The organism is Pilimelia columellifera subsp. columellifera (assembly GCF_039532605.1).
GTDB lineage: Bacteria > Actinomycetota > Actinomycetes > Mycobacteriales > Micromonosporaceae > Pilimelia > Pilimelia columellifera.
In genome coordinates this window covers 24,183-45,290 of the sequence record NZ_BAAARY010000014.1, presented here as the reverse complement: position 1 = coordinate 45,290, position 21,108 = coordinate 24,183, and the positions used below count along the sequence as shown (strand labels likewise).

Below are 21,108 nucleotides of genomic sequence, written 5' to 3'. Positions count from 1 at the left end.
TCGCCCGCTGGCCGGCGGGCGTCAGCTCGACAGCGCCAGCGTGCGCACGGCCATGTAACCGGCCACCACCAGCGTCAACGTAGCGAACGCCCGGGTGACTGTTCGTTGTGGCACCAGCGCGGCCAGTCGTCTACCCCCCAGCGCCGCGGACATCGCGGCCGCCGCGAACGGCCCGATGACCATCCAGTCCAGATCGGCGACGCCGGTCCGCGCGGCCAGCGCGGTCGCGCAGTTCGCGGCGATGATGAGCAGCGAGGTGCCTACAGCGGCGTTCATCGGCAGCCCGACCGCCAGCACAAGCGCCGGCACGATGACGAAACCGCCGCCGACGCCCAGAAACCCGGTGAGGAAGCCCACGGCGACGCCCGCGCCCGCCACGCGCCCGACCGCCCCGGCGCCCGCCCGTTTCGCCGTCGCGGTGTCGCCAACGCCCACCGGCCCGGGACGACGCGCGTGCCGCAGCATGAGCGCCCCGGACACCAGCAGCAGCGCCGCGCAGCTCAGAATGAGAAACCGGGTGGAGGCCAACTGGTTGAGGGCAGAGCCGAGCACCGCGCCGCCGATGCCGGCGAGCGCGAACTGCGCCCCGATCCGCCAACGCACCGCGCCGGCCCGGGCGTGGCCGACCACGGCCGCCAGGGCGGTGACGCCGACGATGATGAGGCTGCCAGTCGTAGCGTCCTGCGCGTCCTGACCGGCCAGGTAGACAAGGGCCGGGACGGTGAGGGTCGCTCCTCCGCCGCCCATGCCGCCGAGCACGACGCCGATGATCGCGCCGAGCAGGAGAATCCACGCGAACGTCACCGAAGCGCCTCGCGGGTCGTGTGGCGGCTCACGCCGGCGAACCCGGCGGTACGGACGCGTCGCGACGCCAGGCGCCCAGAGAAGGTTGCGTGCCTGGTGACAACGTGCGTCCTTTGATAATGCCGCGGTACGCCTGGGCTGGCGCTGAGTCGACGATTGGCTATCGGCGAATGTACGGACGTTTTACTTTTCGCGCCAACGTGAGCCAACTCACCGCCACACGTCGGCTCTGACAGTTCTCGCTGGTCGAGGGGGAGGCGCCCACTCCTAAAGATCGACTTGGCCGCCGCGATCCTGAGCCCGCCGCTGCCGTGCCGGGGGACGATGCACCGGTGCTTTCAGGGGTGTGGCCACGGTCGTCGCGGCGGTAGGCTCGCTCAATGCCGTCACCCGAGGACGACGCTCCGGCCGAAACCCACTGGCCTGACAGCGCGCCCCGCCGCCCTGACTACGGGCTGACGGCCGACATCCGGTCGTCGCCGGCGGCGCGGATGAAGCGCGGCGAGATCTGGACTGTCGGTGACCGCAGCGATCTTCGATACCGGGTGCTCGTCCTCACTGGTGACAGTTTCAACGACCGGGACAACGTCGCCCCGCTGTGCGCGCCGATCGTCCGGCTGCGCGGCTCAGACGATCTCCCGGCGTACGCGGTGGCGCTCGCCGAGCAGGACCCGATCACCGGCGTCGTGGTCCTCAACCGGCTCCGGAGAGTACCGGCCAGCGCCGGGGCCGAGCGTATCGGCATGGTGACCGGCGCCAGCCTGGCCCGGCTCACCGACGCGTTGCGCGAGCTGTTCGAACTCTGATCAGCAGGGTGAACCGATGCGGTTTCCCTGCACGTACCACGCGATGTTGGTCATCCATCAACTCCGGAGGTGCGCTGTGCCCCGACCCATGCCGGGTCCCCGTCTCGCTGGCGCCGGGCGCCTGGCCGCCGGCCGCCGGTGGCTGGTCGCGCTGGTCATGGTGGCGCTCGCCGGGGTCACCGGCTGCGCCGGGCCGGAGCCGGGCGCCACCGAGCCGGCGAGCGGCGAGCGCGCCGCCGTCCCGTCCGGCGAGGCGTCGGCGACCGGAGGCGCGTCGGCGGCGCCGGCGACGGTGCTGCGGTTCTCCGGGCGGACCCTCGACGGTCGGGACTTCGACGGCGCGAGCCTTGCCGGCAAGCCGGCGATGCTGTGGTTCTGGGCGCCGTTCTGCGCGACCTGCGCCGGCCAGGCGCCCACGGTCATGGATCTCGCCGACCGCTACCAGGGTCGGGTGAGCGTCCTTGGCGTCGCCGGCCTCGGGGACGCCAAGGAGATGCGCGAGTTCGTCGACGACACCGAGATTTCCGCGTTGCCGCAGGTCAACGACTCCGGTGGTGTTCTTTGGCGGCGGTTCGGCGTCGTCGAGCAGAGCGTCTATGTGCTTATCGACGCCTCTGGGAAGGTGACCCACAAGGGTTGGCTCGACAGCGTCGACATCGAGCGCGCAGTGCGGGAGCTGGCGGCCTGAGGCGTCGGCAGCCGCACGGGTGAGCGTGGCGCGTCCCCGGGGTGCCCGCGCGACATCGGAGGCGGCTGGCGGCACAATGGTTGATCGTGACCATCAGCATCGATCAGCGCATCGCCGAGGAGCTGGGTGTGGCCCAGCGCCAGGTCCAGGCCGCCGTGAACCTGCTGGACGGCGGTTCGACCGTGCCGTTCATCGCCCGTTACCGCAAGGAAGTCACCGGTTCGCTGGACGACATCCAACTCCGGGCGCTGGAGGAGCGGCTGCGGTACCTGCGGGAGATGGAGGACCGTCGCACGGCGATCCTCGAGTCGATCCGGACCCAGGGCAAGCTGGACGAGCCGTTACAGGCCCAGATCATGGCCGCCGACTCCAAGGCCCGGCTGGAGGACATCTACCTGCCGTTCAAGCCCAAACGGCGGACGAAGGCGCAGATCGCGCGCGAGGCTGGGCTGGAGCCGTTGGCGCTGGCCCTGCTGGCCGACCCGGCGCTGGAGCCGGCGGTGGCGGCGCAGGCGTACGTGAACCCGGACGTGTCGGTGGCCGACGCCGCGGCCGCGCTCGACGGCGCCCGGGCGATCCTGGTCGAGCGGTTCGCCGAGGACGCCGACCTCATCGGCACGCTGCGCGAGCGGATGTGGACCCGTGGGCGGCTCACCTCCCGGGTGCGTGCCGGCAAGGAGACCGAGGGCGCGAAGTTCGCCGACTACTTCGAGTTCGCCGAGCCGTTCGTCAAGGTGCCCTCGCACCGGGCGCTGGCCCTGTTCCGGGGCGAGAAGGACGGCATCCTGGACGTCACGTTGGAGCCGGACGCCGAGCCCACCCCGGCGGGGGAGCGCAGCGACTACGAGCGGATCATCGCCACCCACGTCGGCGTCGCCGACGCCGGTCGGCCCGCCGACCGTTGGCTGCTGGACTCGGTGCGCTGGACCTGGCGGACCCGGGTTCTGGTGCACCTGGGCATCGATGTGCGGGCCCGGCTGTGGCAGACCGCTGAGGACGAGGCGGTGCGGGTGTTCGCGGCGAACCTGCGCGACCTGCTGCTGGCAGCCCCGGCCGGGGCCCGGTCGACGATGGGCCTGGACCCGGGGCTGCGGACCGGCGTCAAGGTGGCCGTCGTGGACGCCACCGGCAAGGTCGTCGACACCGCTACGATCTTCCCGCACGAGCCGCGTAAGCAGTGGGACCAGTCGATCGCTGTCCTGGCGGCCTTGGCCGCGAAGCACAAGGTGGATCTGGTCGCCATCGGCAACGGCACGGCCTCGCGGGAGACCGACCGGCTCGCCGCCGACCTGCTGAGCCGCCACCCGGAGCTGTCGTTGATTAAGGTGATGGTGTCGGAGGCCGGCGCCTCGGTGTACTCCGCGTCCGCCTACGCCAGCCAGGAGCTGCCGGAGCTGGACGTGTCGCTGCGTGGGGCGGTGTCGATCGCCCGGCGGTTGCAGGACCCGCTCGCCGAACTCGTCAAGATCGATCCGAAGTCGATCGGTGTGGGCCAATACCAGCACGACCTGGCCGAGAGCAAGCTCTCGCGGTCGCTGGACGCCGTCGTCGAGGACTGCGTCAACGGGGTGGGTGTCGACCTCAACACCGCCTCGGCGCCGCTGCTGGCCCGGGTCTCGGGCATCACCCCGACGTTGGCGGAGAACATCGTGTCCTACCGGGACGCCAACGGCCCGTTCCGCTCCCGTGCCGGCCTGTCCAAGGTCTCCAGGCTGGGTCCGAAGGCGTTCGAGCAGTGCGCGGGCTTCCTGCGTATCCGCGACGGCGATAATCCGCTGGACACCTCCGGGGTCCACCCCGAGGCGTACCCGGTCGTGCGGCGCATCGTCGCCGCAGCCGGCACCGACATCGGCGGGCTCATCGGCAACGGGTCGCTGCTGCGTGGACTGCGTCCGCAGACGTTCGTCGACGAGCACTTCGGACTGCCGACTGTCACCGACATCCTCGCCGAACTGGAGAAGCCGGGTCGGGACCCGCGCCCGGCGTTCCGCACCGCCGCTTTCGCTGACGGCGTGGAGACCCTCGCTGACCTGCGCGAGGGCATGGTGCTGGAAGGCGTGGTGACCAACGTCGCCGCGTTCGGGGCGTTCGTCGACATCGGCGTGCACCAGGACGGCCTGGTCCACATCTCGGCGCTGTCGAACACCTTCGTGCAGGAGCCGCGCGACGTGGTCAAGCCTGGCGACATTGTCAGGGTCCGGGTGCTGGAGGTGGACGCCGTCCGTAAGCGGATCGGTCTCACCATGCGCCTTGACGAGGGGGCTCCCGGTGCGCGCGGCGGCGGGCGGCGTGACGACGGCGGCGAGCGGGGTGCCGGCCAGCCCCGGCGCGGCGACGCCGACCCGGGACGTACGCGAGGACGCGGTGGCGCGACCGGCGGCCAGGCGCGCTCCGGTCAGGGCGGCGCCCCGCGTCAGTCGTCGCAGCGCCCGGCGCCACCGGCGACTGGTCCGATGGCGGACGCGCTCCGACGCGCCGGCCTGGCGTGATCAGGCCGGGCGCAGCCGGAGCTGGTCCTGGTCGATGTCGACGATCTGGAAGCGTTCGTCGCCGCCGCCGGGGTGGCTGAGGGCCAGCGCGCCGTTCGGCTCGGCCCGCCAAACGCCGTCCCGGCCGACGGGGGAGTCGACCGGTCCGGAAGAGAACACGGTGAGCGTGCCATCGGGCCGGAACTCCAGGCCATCGCGGCCGCGGGCGGGCGCAATCGGGTGGTCCGCGGGGCGGTAGACTAGGACGCCGTGCGCGTCCTCCTCCCGAACGTGGACCCAGCGTCGGAACAGCGACGGGGGCAGGACGGCGGATCGACTCATGAGCGCCTCCCAGCGGTCCAGTCGGGGCCTCGGCAGATGTAAGAGTCCTATGAAACTATTCCGCCGAGGGCGAAGCAAGCACAAAAGTCCGTTTTGAGATGACTTCCGTCTCGGTTCCTTGCCCGAGGTTACGGCAGTGACCGAAGTGAAACTTCAAGATCCTTCAGCGCGCCTGAGGCATCCCCAGGCTCCTACGCCCGTCACCTTCTCGTAGTAGGGCATAGGTTATGATCGCGCTCATGGCCAAGCAGATCATGTTTGTTAGCGACATCAGTGGCGAGATCGGGGCAAGCACTGTTCCCTTCGCTTTCGACGGGCGGACCTATGAGGTAGACCTGACGGAGCGTGAAGAGCACGAGTTGAGGAACTTCCTCACGAAGTACATTGAGGCTGGCGTCGCTACCGGGGTGGTCCGGGGTGCCTCCGGCCGCGCTGAAGGCTCTACGGGCGACGGTGGCAGGCGGGTCCGTAGAAGTTCAGAAGACGTGGCGGAGGAAAAGGCTGACAAGGAGCGAAAGGCCGCTGAGCTCGCTGCCGTGCGGGCATGGGCGGCTGAGCACTATCAGGCTCGTGAGGTGGCTCCTAAGGGTCGCGTGCCTAAGGAAGTCATCGTCGCTTACCGAACGTGGATGCAGGATCAGGTGTCCAAGGGCGGTAGGGCGGCGAAGGAAGCGGAGCTTTTCAAGGCCCCTGAATAGTCGCTGACAGAATTAGGTCCCTGGCTGACGGTCAGGGGCTTGTTCATTTCTCGTTACAGTTATGTGGGCGGCCTCCAGCAAGGCTAGCGGGCTAGAGATCTGTCCTGCGTCAAGTGTCCGTGTAGATCTCGGCCATCATGAGCTTCAGGCTCAGTGATCGCTTCTCGGGTGGCAGCTTGTCAAGAGCGGCACGGGCGTAACTGGTTCCTCGGTCCCTGTCGCAGTGGCGGACCATCATGAGCGCTCTGTGTAGCTCGATGTGCGTGGCGAACCGGGGAAGCGTTGTGAGCCGCGTACGGTCAGCGGCTTCCTGCTCAGCCTCAGCCTCGGGCAGGCCCATCCGACTCAGCAGCATTGAGGCGAACGTGCGATACCGCCACTCAGGCACGGCGAAGTCAGAGATCTGGTCGTCAACTCATCTTTGCCTCTTATGAGCAATGGTCTTAGCGGTGCGGGTGGATGAACGAGGACCGTGCCCCTTCAAGGCAGGCGTCCATCCTCTCGACCTGGCCCTTTGTGTAGCAAACCATTGCCGCGTCGTCGGTGTAATCCATGTAGTTCATGAACATGTCTCCGTCGGGGGCGTTGCCGCACGACAACTGCGGGAACGTCGGCTTGCCGAGGTTCGGCCCGCCCTGGTTCGGGGTGTCGGCGACGAAGTCGGTGCCGCTGCACCCTTCGCCGTCGTCGCCCCAGATATGCCGAAGGTTCAGCCAGTGCCCCACCTCGTGGGTGGCGGTGCGGCCCAGATCGAATGGCGCCGAGGCGGTGCCGAGCGTCCCGGTCGCGGTGTGCAGCAGGACCACCCCGTCGGTCTCCGGCGGCCCACCGGGGAACTGCGCGTAGCCGAGCAGCCCGCCGCTGAGCTGGCACACCCAGATGTTGAGGTACCGGTCGCTGGGCCAGGCGTCCGTGCCGCCGCGCCGGGCGAGCTTCATCGCGTCGTCGCTGCCGAAGGCCCGGGTGGTGGTGTGAGTGCGGGTGACCCCGCTGGTTGGCCGCCCGGCGGGGTCGCGGCTGGCCAGGATGAACTCGACCCGGGCGTCGCCGACCCGGTCCGCCCAGACCGGCGGGACGCCGGCGCGGTCAGGGTTGGTGGCACGGAAGTCGGCGTTGAGGACGTCGATCTGGCTGCGGATCTGGGCGTCGGAGATGTTCTGCGCCTCGCTGTTCCACACGACGTGGACGGCGACGGGGATGACGACGACCGGTCGGCCGCCGAGCCGGCCGCGCCCGCGCCGGACATAGGTGAAGCTCTCGATCTCGCTGCGCGTCTGGGCGTAGAGCGGATCGGTGTCGAGCAGGTGCCGGTGCACCGGCATCGTGGCGCACCAGTTCGTCGCGCCGGCCGAAAGAGCGGGAGACTGGCTCATGGTGCCTCCTTACGGGCGCCGGGCCGGCTGGCGCGCCCGCGGGCCGGCCGAGGGGACCAGCCCGCGGGCCCACCGTCTCCGCGAGGCGCGGCTGCCCACCCAACAGCCGCCTCGCGTCAGCGGCAGCCCCCTGTTCGGCTGACCGGCGGTCCGCGTCACGCCGTCGTGGAGACAGCTTGGCTCGGTCCCGGCGGCCGGTCGCGCCGGCGGCCCGCTATTGACGCCTATCGTGATTGTTCGACGGCGTTGCGTCACTGCAATTGTCGGATGCCCGACTGGTGTATTCCCTTTCCTGCCAAGCGCTGGGATAATGCGGGCTTTGGCAGCTCGGAGGAGACCCATGGCGATCGCTCATCTTCGACGCGGCGACGGCCCGCGACATGTCATCGCCCTCAACGGCTGGATCGGCGCCGCGGACGGCTGGGGGCCGCTCGTCGATCTGATCGACCCGAATCGATTCAGCTACGCCTTCCTCGAATACCGCGGCTACGGACGTCGGCGTGCCGAGACCGGCGCCCACACCATGTCCGAGATCAGCGCGGACGCGCTGGCGCTGGCTGACCAGCTCGGCTGGGACGAGTTCAGCGTCGTCGGACACTCGATGGGCGGGATGGCGGCCCAGCGCGTCTACGCCGACGCCCCCGACCGGGTTCAGCGGATCGCCGGCATCAGCCCGGTCCCGGCCAGCGGGGTGCCGTTCGACCCCGACGCTCGCGCGTTGTTCGACGGGGCCGCCGCCGACCCGGCCAACCGCCGCCAGATTCTCGACCTCACCACCGGCAACCGGCTCAGCGGATGGTGGCTCGACACGATGGTCGCGTTCTCGGTCGCCCACAGCGACCCCGCGGCGTTCGCGGACTACCTGCGGGCCTGGGCGGACACCGACTTCTCCGCCGAGATCGCCGGCGCCGACGTCCCGGCGCTCGCCGTCGTCGGCGAGCACGACCCGGCGCTCGGAGCATCGGCGATGGAAGGGACCTGGCTGCGCCACTACCCGAAGGCATCGATGGACGTGCTGGCCAACGCCGGGCACTACGCGATGTTCGAGACGCCGGTCCGGCTGGCCACGCTGCTGGAGGAGTTCCTCGGCTGATCGCTCCCGCCGGCCCGTACCGTGAGCGGGCGTCGGCGCCCGTCGGCGCCCAGCGGGAGCGCCCGCCGGTCATGGTTGAGCGTGGGACAGAACGCGTTGACCGGGAGCGATGACGATCGTGAATGACGTTCCAGTAGGCCAGCGGCCACAGCCGGCGGCGGTAGACGTAGCCCGGGATCCCGCTGACGACCATGCCTGCGACCACCTGGCCGCGCTCATCGCGCTGGCAGCGCAGGCGCCGACGGCATGGGTGTTGCTGCGGGTCGGCGACCTCCTCCGGCTCGTCGGCGCCTACGGCGCCCCGCCTGACGCGCTGTTGCTGCGGGCGGCGCCGCTGTCGTCGACCCTGGCCGGTGTGATCTTCGCCAGCGGGACCGTGCACATCGTCGACGACGTCCACCACGACGCCAACCTTCCCGCCGACGCCCCCATCCGGTTGCTCGGCATCGGCGCCTACCTGGGTTGCCCCGTCCGTGACCGCAACGGCGACGTGGTCGGCATCTGCGCTGCCACCGACCCACAGCCGCGGCGTTGGCGTTCCGAGCAGGTCGCCGCCGTCGAACACGCCGCGGCCTTCCTCGCCGCGTCCAGGCGACTGGGATCGGCTGAGACGACGCCATGATCCTTGGCACAACGTGGGACCACCCAGCGTCCCACCGTGCACGATGGAGGAGGTGGGCCGTCGATCGGCTGCCATCCATCGAAGAGGGGACTCCAATGTCGACCACGATCAGGCGAGGTGCGCGCCAACTGGCCGCCGCTGTCCTCGCCACCGCCCTCGTCGGCGCCGTCAGCGTCACCGCTGCCGCGGCGGCCCCCGCGGGACCTGCCCTGACCCGTTCCGCGGTGTGGAGCGAGGTGCCGGGCGGCGGCGCCACCCCGGACGCTCCCGGCGTGACCACCCACGGCGATGACACCTGGGTATTCGTCCGCGGCACCGACAACCGCATCTACCGCAACATCTTCAACGGGGTGACCTGGACCGGCTGGGCTGAGGTGTCCGGCGGCGGGGCCACGTTGTCCGGCCCGACCGCCGCCTCCCACAACGGACAGCTCCACCTGCTCGTCCGGGGCACCGACAGCCGGATCTACGCGAACCGCTACAGCGGCACGACGTGGAGTGGTTGGGGCGAGATCGCCGGCGGCGGCGCCACGCCGGACGCCCCGGCCGTCGCCGAGTTTGACGGTGGCCTGCGGGCGGTGGTCCGCGGCACCGACAACAAGATCTACATCAATGAGTTCGCCGACGGCGCCTGGGGCGGCTGGGCCGAGGTTCCCGGCGGCGGGGCCACCCTGTCCGGGCCGGCTGCCGCATCCCAGGGCCGGGCGTTGACAGTCGCCGTCCGCGGCGCCGACAACCGGATCTACACGAACCGCTACCAGGGCAATCGCTGGGGCGGCTGGGCGGAGGTCCCTGGCGGCGGGGCGACACCGAGCGCGCCAGCGTTGGCGGCCAACGGCCGGAAGTTGGAGGCCGTGGTCCGCGGCGTCGACAACCGGATCTACCGCAACACCGCCCAGAACCAGACCTGGGGTCAGTGGCGGGAGCTTCCCGGTGGCGGCGCCACCGCGTCGGGCCCCGCAGCCACGGTCGAGGGCGGCTGGCTATACGTCGTCGTCCACGGCGCCGACAACCGGATCTACGCCGAGCGCGTTCGGGCCTGACCGGTACGGGGGTGGGTGCCGTCCAGCGGCGGGGCCCACCCCCGTATCAGGCGTTCTCACGGTCGCGCCAGGCGATCCACTCCTGCAACGGGGCCAGGTCCGGCTCGGGGCCGCCGATACCGACGGTGAACAGGGACACGCCGAGCTCCCGCAGCGGCTGGCCGACGTCATCAGGCTTGGCCGTGGCGGCCGGCACGCCGGTGGAGACCTCGATGTCGGCGAGGTCGCGGCCAACCTCGGCGCAGTGCCGGCCCAGGACAGCCAGTTTGTGTCGGAGCGTGTCGGCGTCGGAGAAGCTGTGCCAGATGTCAGCGTGCCTGGCGACCAGCCGCAGCGTCTTCTTCTCGCCGCCGCCGCCGATCAGCACCGGAATCCGGCGCGTCGGCGCGGGGTTCAGCCTGCCCAACCGTGATTCGATCCGCGGCAGCGCCTCGCCCAGATCGTCCAGCCGCCCACCGGCCGTCCCGAACTCGTACCCGTACTCGGCGTAGTCCTTGGCGAACCAGCCCGAGCCGATGCCGAGGATGAGCCGACCGTCGCTGATGTTGTCGACCGTCCGGGCCATGTCGGCGAGAAGCTCCGGGTTGCGGTAGCTGTTGCAGGTCACCAACGCGCCGATCTCGACCCGGGTGGTCGCCTCCGCCCAGGCCCCCAACATCGTCCAGCACTCGAAGTGCTTGCCCTCGGGCTCGCCGTAGAGCGGGTAGAAATGGTCCCAGTTGAACAGCACGTCCACGCCGAGATCCTCGGCCCGGGCGGCCGCGCGTCGGATCGTCCGGTAGTCCATGTGCTGGGGCTGTAGCTGGAACGCGATACGGATCGGCCGCATGGTCATGCCCGCAGCCTACGGCGTTTGACACATGGGCTGGCGGGTACGCGACCCGCGTACGGAGGAGTTTCGTGTGCTGCGCTCACAAGGGGGAGACATGGCCGACAGCCGCGCCGAGTCGGCGGGGACGCTGACGAACCGTCAGGGTCACCCGGTCTACGACAACCAGAACCAGCGGACGGTCGGCGCTCGCGGCCCGGCGACGTTGGAGAACTACCAGTTCCTTGAGAAGATCAGCCACTTCGACCGGGAGCGTATCCCCGAGCGGGTCGTGCACGCCCGCGGCGTCACCGCCCACGGCTACTTCGAAGCCACCGGGAAGTGGGGCGACGAGCCCATCGACCGGTTCACCCGGGCCTGTGTCTTCGCCGAGCCGGGCAAGAAGACCGATCTCGCTGTCCGATTCTCCACCGTGATCGGCGGTCGCGACTCCGCGGAGACCGCCCGTGACCCCCGCGGTTTCGCCGTCAAGTTCTACACCGAGAACGGCAACTGGGACCTGGTCGGCAACAACCTCGGGGTCTTCTTCATCCGGGACGCGCTCAAGTTCCCGGACGTCATCCACGCGCTCAAGCCGGATCCGGTGACGTTCCGTCAGGAGCCGAACCGCATTTTCGACTTCATGTCGCAGACACCCGAATCAATGCACATGCTGGTCAATCTGTTCAGCCCGCGCGGCATTCCGGCCGACTACCGGCACATGCAGGGTTTCGGCGTCAACACCTACAAGTGGGTCAACGCCGCGGGGGAGACCCGGTTGGTGAAATACCACTGGATGCCCAAGGCCGGCGTTCGCAGCATGACCGCGGCCGACGCCGCGAACATCCAGGCCAACGAGCTGGGCCACGCCACCCGCGACCTGTACGAGTCGATCGGGCGCGGCGAGTTCCCCGAGTGGGAGCTGCGGGTGCAGATGATGAGCGACGACGAACATTCGGAGCTGGAGTTCGACCCGCTCGACGACACGAAGGTCTGGCCCGAGCAGCAGTTCCCGCCGAAAGCGGTGGGCCGGATGGTCCTCAACCGGATGCCCGACAACTTCTTCGCCGAGAACGAGCAGATCTCGTTCGGCACCGGCGTGCTCATCGACGGACTGGACTTCTCCGACGACAAGATGCTCGTCGGCCGGACCTTCTCCTACTCCGACACCCAGCGGCACCGCGTCGGCCCCAACTACCTTCAACTACCGGTCAACCACGCCAGGAACGCTGACGTGCGCACCAACCAGCGCGACGGCCAGATGACGTTCCACGTCGACGGCGCCGGGGAGAACCCGCACGTCAACTACGAGCCGTCAATCACCGGCGGGTTGTCCGAGGCCGGCGGCATGACGCACGACGAGCAGGGGCCCGAGATCAGCGGCCGGTTGACCCGGGCCCGCATCCCGCGAACCAACGACTACCAGCAGGCAGGTCAGCGTTACCAGCTCATGGAGCAGTGGGAGCGCGACGACCTGGTGCGCAACATGATCGACCAGCTGTCGCAGTGCGACCGTCCGATCCAGGAGCGGATGGTGTGGCACTTCCTGCTCATCGAGTCGGACCTGGGGAACCGGGTCGGCGACGGCCTCGGTATCAGCGCCCACGACGTCGCCGAGCTGTCGCCGCTGCCGAAGCAGGAGCTCACGCCCGAGGACCGGGACCGGTTGGCGAACCTGGGCAAGAACCCGCCCCGGGACGTCAGTGGGCTGACGATGACGCACTGCGTCCCCAACGAGCGGGCCGAAGTCACCCGCTGAGGCCGGCGGGGGAGGACCTGAGCGCGGCCGGGCGCCCGGTGGCCGAGCGGCACGACGAGTCGAGCGCCTGGCTCGGCCGCCGGTTGCGTCCGATGCCCTGTAGCAGGGAGTCCTCGATGTGGATGCCGTACGCCCAGAGCCGGTACCGGGGCGTCTGGCTGGAGTCCGGGCACAGCACCCGGGAGACGATCGTGGCGTTGGGCACGAAGTCGACGCCGCCGCGTTCGTGCAGGAGCGCCGTCGTGGCGTCATTGACCTCGACGACCCAGCCGCGCGCGGACACCGGCTGGGCGTTGTCACCCTCGGCGATGGTGAGCACCGACAGCGGCAGGACCGGGGCCTCCAGCACCGGCACGGTGGCGGCCGCGACGAGGGCGACGGTGAGGAGCTGTCCGACCCTGGCGTAGGGCACGGCGAGCGGGGTGGCTACCGGAGTGGCCACCCCGAACGGCAACAGCGTCGCCGGCGCCACGATGAGCAGCGCTGGCACCAGCTCGCCCTGCTCGACGGCCTGCGCGAGGGTCGGCCCGGCTAACGCCAGGTACCCGGCGCCGGCGGCGAGCCAGCCGAACCACCGCATCGGGGGCAGGCCGAGCGCGACGCACGCCCCGAGCAGCAGCAGCGGCAGGTACATCGTCTGCCAGGTCAGCGCCGCGAAGACGAAGACCACAACCTTCAGCGGAGTGGGGGTGGCGGCCGCGATGCGGGCGAACCTGAGCCGCCACGGCCGCGGCTCCGGATGTTCGTCGAGGGCCGCAACGGTCAGCTGACCCACGGCGAAAACCGCCACCAGGGCCGCGGTGAGCAGCCACGTCGCGGTGACGATGAGCGCAGCGACCAGGTTGATCGAGCCGACGTTGGCGACCAGCAGCAGGGTCGTCTGGAGGTCGCCGCCGGCGAGCACCCACAGTCGCAGCACCGAGATGACCGCGGGCAGTCCTACCGCGACGCTCCACAGCGCCTGCTGGTCGACGCGGGCCCGGGCGGCCGCGGCGGCGGTCTCCTCGACGTCGCCGACCGCCGCGGCGTCGAAGACCCAGCCCGGATCGTTGACCTGACCCGGCTCGTCGCCGTGGCCCGGTTGGTTGACCTGGAACGGGCCCTGCGGCCGGTCGGGTCCGGTCACCGCCTCAGCGCCGGCGGTCGTTGTAGTCGCGCAGCTTCACCGACACCACCGGCCTCGGCTGGACCTGCTGCCGTCGGACCACCTGCCCGAGCGTGCCTGACCAGGCCTGATGCCACGCGCCGTTGTCGCCGCGCTCGTAGCTGTCAAGGAGAAAGTTGTCGACGAGCGTCTTGAGTTCGGCATTGCCGTTGGCCACCGCGATCCCGTAGTACTCGGCCTGGTCGAAGACCAGATCCACCAGGGCGAGCTGCGGGTGCGACTTGCGGAAGCCGGCCAGCACGACCTCGTCGAGCACGAAGGCGTCGTACTTTCCGTTGAGCAGGCCCCGCACGCACTCCTGGGCCTGCCCGACGCCGTCGACCTGCCTGATGCCCTTGCGGTTGAGCGCCGCCTCCGAGGTGGAGCTGCCGGTGGTGCAGATCCGGCCGGCCATCCCCCCCAGCGCCTGGAAGGTGATGCTCGGCGGGGCGTCCTTGGCGCGCATGAGCACCTCCGGCATCGTCCGCAGGTACGGTCCGGAGAAGTCGACCTCCAACTCCCGCTCGGGGGTCATCGAGTAGTTGGCGATGACGATGTCCACCAGGCCCTCGTTGAGGTCGCGGGCCCGGTTCTGCACCTGGGTGGGCGCGAGCTTCACGCTCGCGGGCCGGAAACCCAGGTACGCGCCGAGCCGGCGGGCCATCTCGATATCGAACCCGCTGTAGTCCTCCAGCCGGTCCGAGTCCGGCTTGGCGGGGTCGCGGTACGACAACAACGGCTCGTCGCCGAAGACTCCGATCCGCAGCTCCCGCTGCTCGGCGAGACTCGACCTGGCGATGTACGCCTCGACGGTGTTCCCGTCGTCGCGCCGTAGCAGCGTCCACCCTGACAGCGCGGCGACCACCAGCAGCGCGGTCGCCGCGGCCGTCGCCGCCGCGACCTGTCGCCGGGTCAGCCGCCGCACCGCCGTGCTCAGTTCGCCCACCATGAGGCCCGACTGTACGTCACTCCTTTGTCGCCGGACGGCGCCGATCGCCCGGCCGGCGCGCCACGGTCAGCGAGCGGCCAGCTCGTCCATGGCCCGGTAGATGCGCACGTCGGAGACCGGGTACGGGGTGCCGAGGTTCTGGGCGAACAGACCTACCCGCAGCTCCTCGATCATCCAGCGGACCCGGGTCAGCTCGGCGGTGTGCGCGCCGCCGCCGCGCAGCTGGTCGAACAGCTGCCGGTACTCCTTCTGCACCTCGTGCACGGTCGCCGTCAGCTCCCGGTCCCGGTGGGGGTTGCCGGGCAGCTTGTCCAGCCGCACGCCGATCGCCGTGAGGTAGCGGGTCAGGTCAGCCAGCCGGGACGCCCCGGTCACCGCTACGAAGCCGGGGTAGAGCAGTCCGCCGAGCTGGGCGCGGACGTCCGCCAACGCGGGGACGACCAGCGGGTTGCTGGTCCCGCCGAGCCGCATCTGGGCGGCGTGGGCGGCCGTGAGCACGCCACGTACGTCCCGGACCACTCCGAACAGAACGTCCGGCAGGTCGGCACGTACCCGGTCTCTGAGAGCGGCGAAGGCGTCGGCGTCCCACACCGGCCCGCCGTGTCGGGCCAGGAGCGCGTCGAGGGCGGCGGTCACGCAGTCGGCCAGCAACGCCGGAACCGACGGGTAGGGGCTGCGCGAAAGCGCCAGCCGCTCCTCGTTGGAGAGCCGCCCCTGGATCGACTTGAGCGGCGGCGGCACGGTGAGCGCCAGGAGCCGTCGTGTTCCCGCCCACATCCGGGCCTGCTGCTGCGCCGGGCTCTCGGTGATCGTCACACCGACGCTGGCGCCCTCGTCGGTCAGCGCCGGATACCCGGTGACCGCGAAGCCGCCGCGTTGACGGTGCACGGCCCGTGGCAGCTCGCCGAAGTCCCAGCTGGCCGCCCCGGTCCGTTCCAGCTCGTCCGCGCCGGCGAAGGTCTCCCGCACCGCCGGCCGCAGCTGCTCCCTGATCGCGTCGAGGTCCTTGCCCTCGGCCAGGGTCCGGTCGCCGTCGACGACCCGGAAGGTGATCTTCAGATGGTCGGCGACCTTCGTCAGATCCCACTCGTGGCGTGGCGCCGCGACGCCGGTGAACCGCCGCAACGCCGTCTCCAACGCCGGCAGCAGCGGCCCGTCACCGGGGGTCAGCTCGGCGTTGATGGCGGCGGCGTAGTCGGGGACGGGCACGAAATGCCGGCGGATCGCCTTAGGCAGCGACTTGATCAGCGCGGTGATGAGGTCCTGGCGCAGACCGGGCACCTGCCAGGTGAACGGCGCCGGCTCCACCTGCGGCAGCAGCGCCACCGGCACGGTGATCGTCACGCCGTCGGCGGCCGCGCCCGGCTCGAACTGGTACGACAGCGCCAGCTCGTGCCCGCCGACCGACCAGACCGGCGGGAAGTCCAATTCGCTCACCCCGCCGCGCCCGGCGTTGACCAGGAACTCCTTGGTGAACGTCAGCAGCTCGGGGGTGTCCCGCCGGGCCTTCTTCCACCAGGTGTCGAAATGCCGCCCGGAGACGACGTCCGCCGGCACCCGCTCGTCATAGAAGGCGAACAGGGTGTCGTCGTCGACGAGGATGTCGCGGCGCCGGGCCCGGTGCTCCAGTTCCTCGACCTCCTCGCGCAGCTCCTGGTTGCGGGCGAAGAACTCGTGGTGGGTCTGCCAGTCGCCTTCGACCAACGCGTGCCGCAGGAACAGCTCGCGCGCCGTCGGCGGGTCGATGCGGCCGTAGTTGACCTGCCGTTTGGCCACCAGCGGCAGCCCGTAGAGCGTCACCTTCTCGTACGCCATCGCCGCGGCCTGCTTGCGGGACCAGTGCGGCTCCGAGTACTGGCGTCTGACCAGGTGCCCGGCGATCGGCTCCACCCACTCGGGCTCGATCCTGGCGACCATCCGGCCCCACAGCTTGCTGGTCTCGACCAGCTCGGCGGCCATCACCCAGCGCGGATTCTTCTTGAACAACGCCGATCCCGGGAAGATCGCGAAACGGGCGCCGCGGGCCCCGAGATAGTCCCGCTTCTCCTGCTCGAACAGGCCCAGGTGCGACAGCAGGCCGGCCAGCAGCGCGGTGTGCACGGCCTGCCCGTCGGCGGGAACGGTGTCGACCGTCACCCCGATCTCGCGGCCCACCTGCTTGAGCTGGCCGTAGATGTCCTGCCACTCGCGGACCCGCAGGTAGTTGAGGAACTCGGCCTTGCACATCCGCCGGAAACCGCTCGACGAACGCTCCTGCTGCTGCTCCTTGACATACCGCCACAGGTTCAGCAACGTGAGGAAGTCGGAGTCCTTGTCGACGAACCGCAGGTGCTTGGCGTCGGCGGCGGCCTGGTTGTCGGCGGGCCGCTCCCGTGGGTCCTGGATGGACAAGGCCGCCGTGATGACCATGACCTCGTCGAGCGCGCCCAGCCGGTCGGCCTCCAGCACCATCCGGCCCAGACGTGGGTCCACCGGCAGCTGGGCCAGCTTGCGACCCAGCGGCGTGAGCTGCCGGGCGGCGCCGCTGGGGTCGGCCACCAACGCCCCCAGCTCCTCCAACAACCGGACGCCGTCGGCGACCTGCCGCCGATCCGGCGGCTCGACGAACGGGAACGCGTTGAGATCGCCCAGGCCCAGCGCGGTCATCTGGAGGATGACCGAGGCCAGGTTGGTGCGTAGGATCTCCGGCTCGGTGAACTCAGGGCGGCTGAGGTAGTCGTCCTCGGAGTACAGCCGGACGCAGATGCCCTCGGCGACCCGGCCGCAGCGCCCCTTGCGTTGGTTCGCCGACGCCTGCGACACCGGCTCGATCGGCAGCCGCTGCACCTTGAGCCGGTGGCTGTACCGGGAGATCCGGGCCGTTCCCGGATCGACGACGTAGCGGATGCCGGGCACGGTCAGCGACGTCTCGGCGACGTTGGTGGCCAGCACCACCCGGCGCCCGGTGTGCGGGGCGAAGACCTTGTGCTGCTCGGCGTGCGAGAGCCGGGCGAACAGCGGCAGGATCTCGGTGTTCCGCAGGTTGAGCCGGGCCAGGGCGTCGGCGGTGTCACGGATCTCGCGTTCCCCGGACAGGAACACCAGGATGTCGCCGGGGCCCTCGGCGCTCAGCTCGGTGACGGCGTCGGCGATAGCGCTGACCTGGTCGCGCGGCTCGGCGACGGAGTCGCCGTCGCCGTCGGCGCTGTCGTCGAGCAACGGTCGGGTCCGGACCTCGACGGGAAACGTGCGCCCGGACACCTCGATGATCGGGGCGGGTCTGCCGTCGACGTCGCTGTAATGCCGGGCGAACCGCTCCGGGTCGATCGTGGCCGAGGTGATGACGACCTTGAGGTCCGGTCGTTTCGGCAGGATCTGCCGCAGGTACCCGAGGATGAAGTCGATGTTGAGGCTGCGCTCGTGGGCCTCGTCGATGATGAGCGTGTCGTACTGGCGCAGCAGCCGGTCGGTCTGGATCTCGGCGAGCAGGATGCCGTCGGTCATCAGCTTGACCATGGTCCGGTCCCCGACCCGGTCCGAGAAGCGCACCTTGTAACCGACCGCGCCGCCGACCTCTCCGCCCAGCTCCTCGGCGATCCGGTCGGCGACGGTGCGGGCGGCCAGCCGTCGGGGCTGGGTATGGCCGATGAATCCGCGGGCGCCACGGCCCAGCTCCAGGCAGATCTTCGGCAGCTGGGTGGTCTTGCCGGACCCGGTCTCGCCGGCGACGATGACGACCTGATTGTCGCGGATCGCGGCGGCGATGTCCTCGGCCCGCTGACTCACCGGCAACTGCAGTGGGTAGGTCACCGTCGGCGTCGCCGCGACGCGGTCGACCAGCCGTTGCCGGGCCGCCGGCAGCTCGGCGCGCACCTGATCGAGCGCCGCGTCGCGGGCGGCGGGGTCGCGCAGACCACGGGCACGGTCCAGCCGACGGCGAAGCCGCACCTCGTCGCGCAGGGTCAGCTCCGCCATCTGGGCTGTCAGCTCGGCCAGCGCGGGGGAGAGAGATCGGGTCGCCATGACGTTGGTCAGCCTACATTTGCCCGGACCACTCCGCAGGCGCCGAATTGGGCGGCAGGCCGATGCCCGTACAACTATGAGCGTCGATAATTTGCCCCATCGACCGATGTGCCCCTCTGACCAGGACGCTAGCTTGTGGCGAACGCTTGCAGGACGGCTCAGGGGAGGGCTCATGCATAGGCGGACCATGACGGGAGGCATCGCGGTGGCGATGCTGTCGACGATCGTGGCGGCGGCGCCAGCGTCGGCCCAGTCGCCCCACCAAGCCGTGACCGTGGGCCACGACGCCTTGTCGACGACGATGGCGAGGTTCTACGACCGGCAGATCGACCTGGCTCGGGGCTGGCAGCAGGCGCGCTCCTGCATCGTCATCACCGGCGCCGACATCCGCTGTTACCGGACGAACATCGAGGCCGACGCGGCGGTGCAAGCGTTTGCCGGCGGGTTCGTCCCGGTATCCCGCCGGACCTCGGTCCTCGACTGCGCGGACCGGACGTTGTGCCTCTACGAGCACATCAGCGGAGGCGGTCGTCGGCTCGCGTTCGGACCCGCCCAGAGCGGCGCCCAGGAACTGTCCCGGTACCGGTTCGAGAACATCACCTCGTCGTGGCGTAACAACCGCCGCGCCTCCACCGTGGTGATGTCAACGGGGAGCCCGTCGCCGACGCAGGTCATCGCGCCGGCGAACGAGGAGAACATCGATCTGGGCGGATACAGCGACCGGGCGATCCGGGTGCAGCTGGACTCCGCGCGTTCGTAGCCGCGGCGTTCGGCGGGATGATCGTGTTTCAGCGGAGCGTCAGCTCCGCCTCTTCGCCTCCGGTGGCGCGGGGGACGTGCGCCACCGGAGGCGAAGAGCTAACCGGACCCTCACACCCGGCCCAAGCGACCCTTGCGGGCTACTCGGATATCAGAAAAGTCTCGTAGCTGATGACGGCCGGGGTGCGAATGTTCAACCCGTCGGCGCCGGACAGCAGTGTTTCCTCGGCCGCGAGGATGCGGCCGTCGCCAGGATCGATGACGAGCAGGTAGGCCGCCGTCGACGCGCTGTCGTCGGACAGCAACCGGAAGCCGTCGCCTCGCCGGCCGGCCCGCTCGACGACCATGCCGGTGTGCTCAAGGCCCGGTGTCGCGGCCAGAACCCGTAGCAGCGCAGCACGTTCGGCAGCGTTCAGGGCCCGCTCACGCACCAGATCCCTGACGGCGGTGATCACGTCGCTCGGCCCGCCGCCCTCGGGGCGGTTGCGCAGCAACCAGGACCGCAGCGCCGCCGTCTCGACCGGGGGCCGGTCGGCCCGCCAGACCGCCGGATACTGCCCAGCCTGGTACGACGCGGCACGCGGCTCCTCGGTGTTGATCTCCCACCAGATCGTGATCCGGTCCCGCAGCGACGCGGAGTCGACGATCGGCTCACCGACGCCCTGGACGACACGGCCGGACCCGTCCGGCGCCCGCCAGCTCTCGACAAGCGTCGGCACGACCGCGGAGTTGGTCTCGTCGTCGACGGAGGTAAACAACGACCACTCGGACCGTTTGAGATGCTCGGTCGCGCCCGCTCGCGGGCCGGAGCTGCTCTGCTCGGCCCGCAATGCCAGCTCGCGCAGCACCGGCGCCGCCGGCGCCGGCGCGCCGGCGGGCAGCGCCAGCGGAGGCGGCGTGACCGCGAACGCCGGGCCCTGGGCCGGATTGGCCACCACAAGCACGCCGCCGATGGCGACCGCGCCGGCCGCCGCGAAGATCGTGCGCCGTAGCCGGCCGGCGCGAACCGTCGGCGCCGGAGGGACGAGCGTCAGATGCGAGGCGTACAGGATGCGCTGGAGCTGACGTTCCTGCGTCGCGGCGTCGGGGAGCTCGGCGCGCAGCGCGGGGTCGTGGGGTTGCCACTGCGAACGCAGCTCGACGACGGCCCGGCTCTCGTTCATCGCACCCTCCCCACCAGATCGTTGTCTGACCGTTCTTCGTCCGGCGTCTCCGGCGCCCGGAGGTGCTGGAACTTGCGTCGGAGCCGACGAACCCGCATCGCCACCGTGGTCCGGCCACAGCCGAGCACCAAGGCCGCCTCGGCAACGGTGAGGCCCTCCCAGGCGATCAGCCGCAGGATCTCCTGATCCCGTTCTGACAGCCCGTCGAAGGCCGCACGCATCGCCACCTCCTCGACGATCCTCCCGGAGTGGTCCGGCAGGTCGTGCGTTGGAGCGACGATCTCGACCCGCTGCTGCAACCGGCGTGAACGCTGGATGCCACGGATCTCGTTGGCCAGGACCCGACCAGCCACGGCGTAGAGCCAGGGCAGGGGCGACTCCTGCGGGACATCGGCGAAGCGACGCCACGCCGTGAGAAACACCTGGGCGACCACTTCACCGGTATCGACATCACCCGCCCGGCGAGCCACGTAGCGGGCCACTGCCGGGTAGTGCTGTCGGTACAGCGCCGTGAAGCGCTCCTCCATGTGTCCCTCCACCCAGTAGGTGTCCGGCACCGGTCAAGCTGTCACACCTGTCGGCAAGTT

Annotated in this window: 19 protein-coding genes; 9 read left to right on the top strand and 10 right to left on the bottom strand. The window is 70.3% G+C overall.

The annotated features are described in order from the left end of the window. Nucleotides 1–21 precede the first annotated feature (21 nt). Nucleotides 22–804 carry a sulfite exporter TauE/SafE family protein gene (locus tag ABD287_RS14330; protein WP_344173241.1) on the bottom strand — a complete coding sequence of 261 codons (783 nt, stop codon included), beginning with the start codon at nt 802–804 and terminating at the stop codon, nt 22–24. 380 nt (nt 805–1,184) lie between these two features. Between ABD287_RS14330 and ABD287_RS14325 the strand changes: the two genes are divergently transcribed. The 3 genes from ABD287_RS14325 to ABD287_RS14315 all read left to right on the top strand — a co-directional run bounded on the left by ABD287_RS14325 (nt 1,185) and on the right by ABD287_RS14315 (nt 4,787). Then, nucleotides 1,185–1,610: a type II toxin-antitoxin system PemK/MazF family toxin gene (locus ABD287_RS14325; protein WP_344173238.1), complete on the top strand. Its 426-nt coding sequence runs from the start codon at nt 1,185–1,187 to the stop codon at nt 1,608–1,610. A 76-nt stretch (nt 1,611–1,686) separates the two neighbouring features. Continuing rightward, nucleotides 1,687–2,298: a redoxin domain-containing protein gene (locus tag ABD287_RS14320; protein WP_344173236.1), complete on the top strand. Its 612-nt coding sequence runs from the start codon at nt 1,687–1,689 to the stop codon at nt 2,296–2,298. An 86-nt stretch (nt 2,299–2,384) separates the two neighbouring features. Next, the gene (locus ABD287_RS14315; protein ID WP_344173234.1) at nt 2,385–4,787 is read left to right on the top strand and encodes a Tex family protein; all 2,403 of its coding nucleotides are present in this window, start codon (nt 2,385–2,387) and stop codon (nt 4,785–4,787) included. On the opposite strand, the gene ABD287_RS14310 is transcribed toward ABD287_RS14315, so the two are convergent. Next, nucleotides 4,788–5,108 (bottom strand): hypothetical protein, encoded by a 321-nt coding sequence (locus ABD287_RS14310; protein WP_344173232.1) that lies wholly within the window; start codon nt 5,106–5,108, stop codon nt 4,788–4,790. A gap of 239 nt (nt 5,109–5,347) precedes the next feature. On the opposite strand from ABD287_RS14310, the gene ABD287_RS14305 reads away from it, so the two are divergent. After that, nucleotides 5,348–5,806: an Lsr2 dimerization domain-containing protein gene (locus tag ABD287_RS14305; RefSeq protein WP_344173229.1), complete on the top strand. Its 459-nt coding sequence runs from the start codon at nt 5,348–5,350 to the stop codon at nt 5,804–5,806. A 109-nt stretch (nt 5,807–5,915) separates the two neighbouring features. Here ABD287_RS14305 and ABD287_RS14300 read toward each other — a convergent pair whose 3' ends face one another. Together ABD287_RS14300 and ABD287_RS14295 are read right to left on the bottom strand one after the other, a co-directional pair. Next, on the bottom strand, nt 5,916–6,161 hold the full coding sequence (locus tag ABD287_RS14300) for a hypothetical protein (protein WP_344173227.1): 246 nt from the start codon (nt 6,159–6,161) through the stop codon (nt 5,916–5,918). Nucleotides 6,162–6,249: 88 nt separating this feature from the next. Then, nucleotides 6,250–7,179 carry a zinc metalloprotease gene (locus tag ABD287_RS14295; protein WP_344173225.1) on the bottom strand — a complete coding sequence of 310 codons (930 nt, stop codon included), beginning with the start codon at nt 7,177–7,179 and terminating at the stop codon, nt 6,250–6,252. Between the two features lie 340 nt (nt 7,180–7,519). On the opposite strand from ABD287_RS14295, the gene ABD287_RS14290 reads away from it, so the two are divergent. From ABD287_RS14290 to ABD287_RS14280, 3 genes are all read left to right on the top strand, one after another. Continuing rightward, a complete protein-coding gene (locus ABD287_RS14290; RefSeq protein ID WP_344173223.1) occupies nt 7,520–8,272 on the top strand; it encodes an alpha/beta fold hydrolase in 753 nt (250 codons plus the stop codon). A 118-nt stretch (nt 8,273–8,390) separates the two neighbouring features. Continuing rightward, nucleotides 8,391–8,894, top strand: a complete 504-nt coding sequence (locus ABD287_RS14285) for a GAF domain-containing protein (RefSeq protein ID WP_344173221.1) — start codon at nt 8,391–8,393, stop codon at nt 8,892–8,894. A gap of 95 nt (nt 8,895–8,989) precedes the next feature. After that, nucleotides 8,990–9,937 (top strand): PLL family lectin, encoded by a 948-nt coding sequence (locus ABD287_RS14280; RefSeq protein ID WP_344173220.1) that lies wholly within the window; start codon nt 8,990–8,992, stop codon nt 9,935–9,937. 46 nt (nt 9,938–9,983) lie between these two features. Here the strand turns inward: ABD287_RS14280 and ABD287_RS14275 are convergent, their stop codons facing one another. Further along, nucleotides 9,984–10,772, bottom strand: coding sequence for an LLM class F420-dependent oxidoreductase (locus ABD287_RS14275; RefSeq protein WP_344173218.1), 789 nt, complete (start codon nt 10,770–10,772; stop codon nt 9,984–9,986). Nucleotides 10,773–10,863: 91 nt separating this feature from the next. Here ABD287_RS14275 and ABD287_RS14270 point away from each other — a divergent pair, with 91 nt between their 5' ends. Then, complete coding sequence (locus tag ABD287_RS14270) at nt 10,864–12,504, top strand: catalase (RefSeq protein ID WP_344173216.1); 1,641 nt, start codon at nt 10,864–10,866, stop codon at nt 12,502–12,504. Here the strand turns inward: ABD287_RS14270 and ABD287_RS14265 are convergent. From ABD287_RS14265 to hrpA, 3 genes are all read right to left on the bottom strand, one after another. Next, nucleotides 12,494–13,630 carry a hypothetical protein gene (locus ABD287_RS14265; RefSeq protein ID WP_344173214.1) on the bottom strand — a complete coding sequence of 379 codons (1,137 nt, stop codon included), beginning with the start codon at nt 13,628–13,630 and terminating at the stop codon, nt 12,494–12,496. The two genes, ABD287_RS14270 and ABD287_RS14265, sit on opposite strands and share 11 nt — an antisense overlap. Before the next feature lie 4 nt (nt 13,631–13,634). Continuing rightward, complete coding sequence (locus tag ABD287_RS14260) at nt 13,635–14,597, bottom strand: transporter substrate-binding domain-containing protein (RefSeq protein WP_344173212.1); 963 nt, start codon at nt 14,595–14,597, stop codon at nt 13,635–13,637. Nucleotides 14,598–14,663: 66 nt separating this feature from the next. Beyond that, nucleotides 14,664–18,599 (bottom strand): ATP-dependent RNA helicase HrpA, encoded by a 3,936-nt coding sequence (gene hrpA / locus ABD287_RS14255; RefSeq protein WP_425565627.1) that lies wholly within the window; start codon nt 18,597–18,599, stop codon nt 14,664–14,666. 187 nt (nt 18,600–18,786) lie between these two features. On the opposite strand from hrpA, the gene ABD287_RS14250 reads away from it, so the two are divergent. After that, complete coding sequence (locus ABD287_RS14250; protein ID WP_344173210.1) at nt 18,787–19,359, top strand: peptidase inhibitor family I36 protein; 573 nt, start codon at nt 18,787–18,789, stop codon at nt 19,357–19,359. Between the two features lie 139 nt (nt 19,360–19,498). Here the strand turns inward: ABD287_RS14250 and ABD287_RS14245 are convergent, their stop codons facing one another. Both ABD287_RS14245 and ABD287_RS14240 read right to left on the bottom strand, forming a co-directional pair. After that, entirely contained in the window at nt 19,499–20,521 is a 1,023-nt protein-coding gene (locus ABD287_RS14245; RefSeq protein ID WP_344173208.1) for a CU044_5270 family protein, read from the bottom strand. Further along, on the bottom strand, nt 20,518–21,078 hold the full coding sequence (locus ABD287_RS14240; RefSeq protein ID WP_344173206.1) for an RNA polymerase sigma factor: 561 nt from the start codon (nt 21,076–21,078) through the stop codon (nt 20,518–20,520). Before ABD287_RS14240 ends, ABD287_RS14245 begins: the two co-directional genes overlap by 4 nt. Nucleotides 21,079–21,108 lie beyond the last annotated feature (30 nt).

Excerpts from the sequence above, each read along its gene's own strand:
- ABD287_RS14245 (WP_344173208.1), bottom strand. The coding sequence starts at position 20,521 with ATGAACGAGAGCCGGGCCGTCGTCGAGCTGCGTTCGCAGTGGCAACCC.
- ABD287_RS14290 (WP_344173223.1), top strand. The coding sequence starts at position 7,520 with ATGGCGATCGCTCATCTTCGACGCGGCGACGGCCCGCGACATGTCATC.
- ABD287_RS14280 (WP_344173220.1), top strand. The coding sequence starts at position 8,990 with ATGTCGACCACGATCAGGCGAGGTGCGCGCCAACTGGCCGCCGCTGTC.
- ABD287_RS14300 (WP_344173227.1), bottom strand. The coding sequence starts at position 6,161 with ATGCTGCTGAGTCGGATGGGCCTGCCCGAGGCTGAGGCTGAGCAGGAA.
- ABD287_RS14305 (WP_344173229.1), top strand. The coding sequence starts at position 5,348 with ATGGCCAAGCAGATCATGTTTGTTAGCGACATCAGTGGCGAGATCGGG.
- ABD287_RS14250 (WP_344173210.1), top strand. The coding sequence starts at position 18,787 with ATGACGGGAGGCATCGCGGTGGCGATGCTGTCGACGATCGTGGCGGCG.
- ABD287_RS14295 (WP_344173225.1), bottom strand. The coding sequence starts at position 7,179 with ATGAGCCAGTCTCCCGCTCTTTCGGCCGGCGCGACGAACTGGTGCGCC.
- hrpA (WP_425565627.1), bottom strand. The coding sequence starts at position 18,599 with ATGGCGACCCGATCTCTCTCCCCCGCGCTGGCCGAGCTGACAGCCCAG.
- ABD287_RS14260 (WP_344173212.1), bottom strand. The coding sequence starts at position 14,597 with ATGGTGGGCGAACTGAGCACGGCGGTGCGGCGGCTGACCCGGCGACAG.
- ABD287_RS14310 (WP_344173232.1), bottom strand. The coding sequence starts at position 5,108 with ATGAGTCGATCCGCCGTCCTGCCCCCGTCGCTGTTCCGACGCTGGGTC.
- ABD287_RS14270 (WP_344173216.1), top strand. The coding sequence starts at position 10,864 with ATGGCCGACAGCCGCGCCGAGTCGGCGGGGACGCTGACGAACCGTCAG.
- ABD287_RS14275 (WP_344173218.1), bottom strand. The coding sequence starts at position 10,772 with ATGACCATGCGGCCGATCCGTATCGCGTTCCAGCTACAGCCCCAGCAC.
- ABD287_RS14325 (WP_344173238.1), top strand. The coding sequence starts at position 1,185 with ATGCCGTCACCCGAGGACGACGCTCCGGCCGAAACCCACTGGCCTGAC.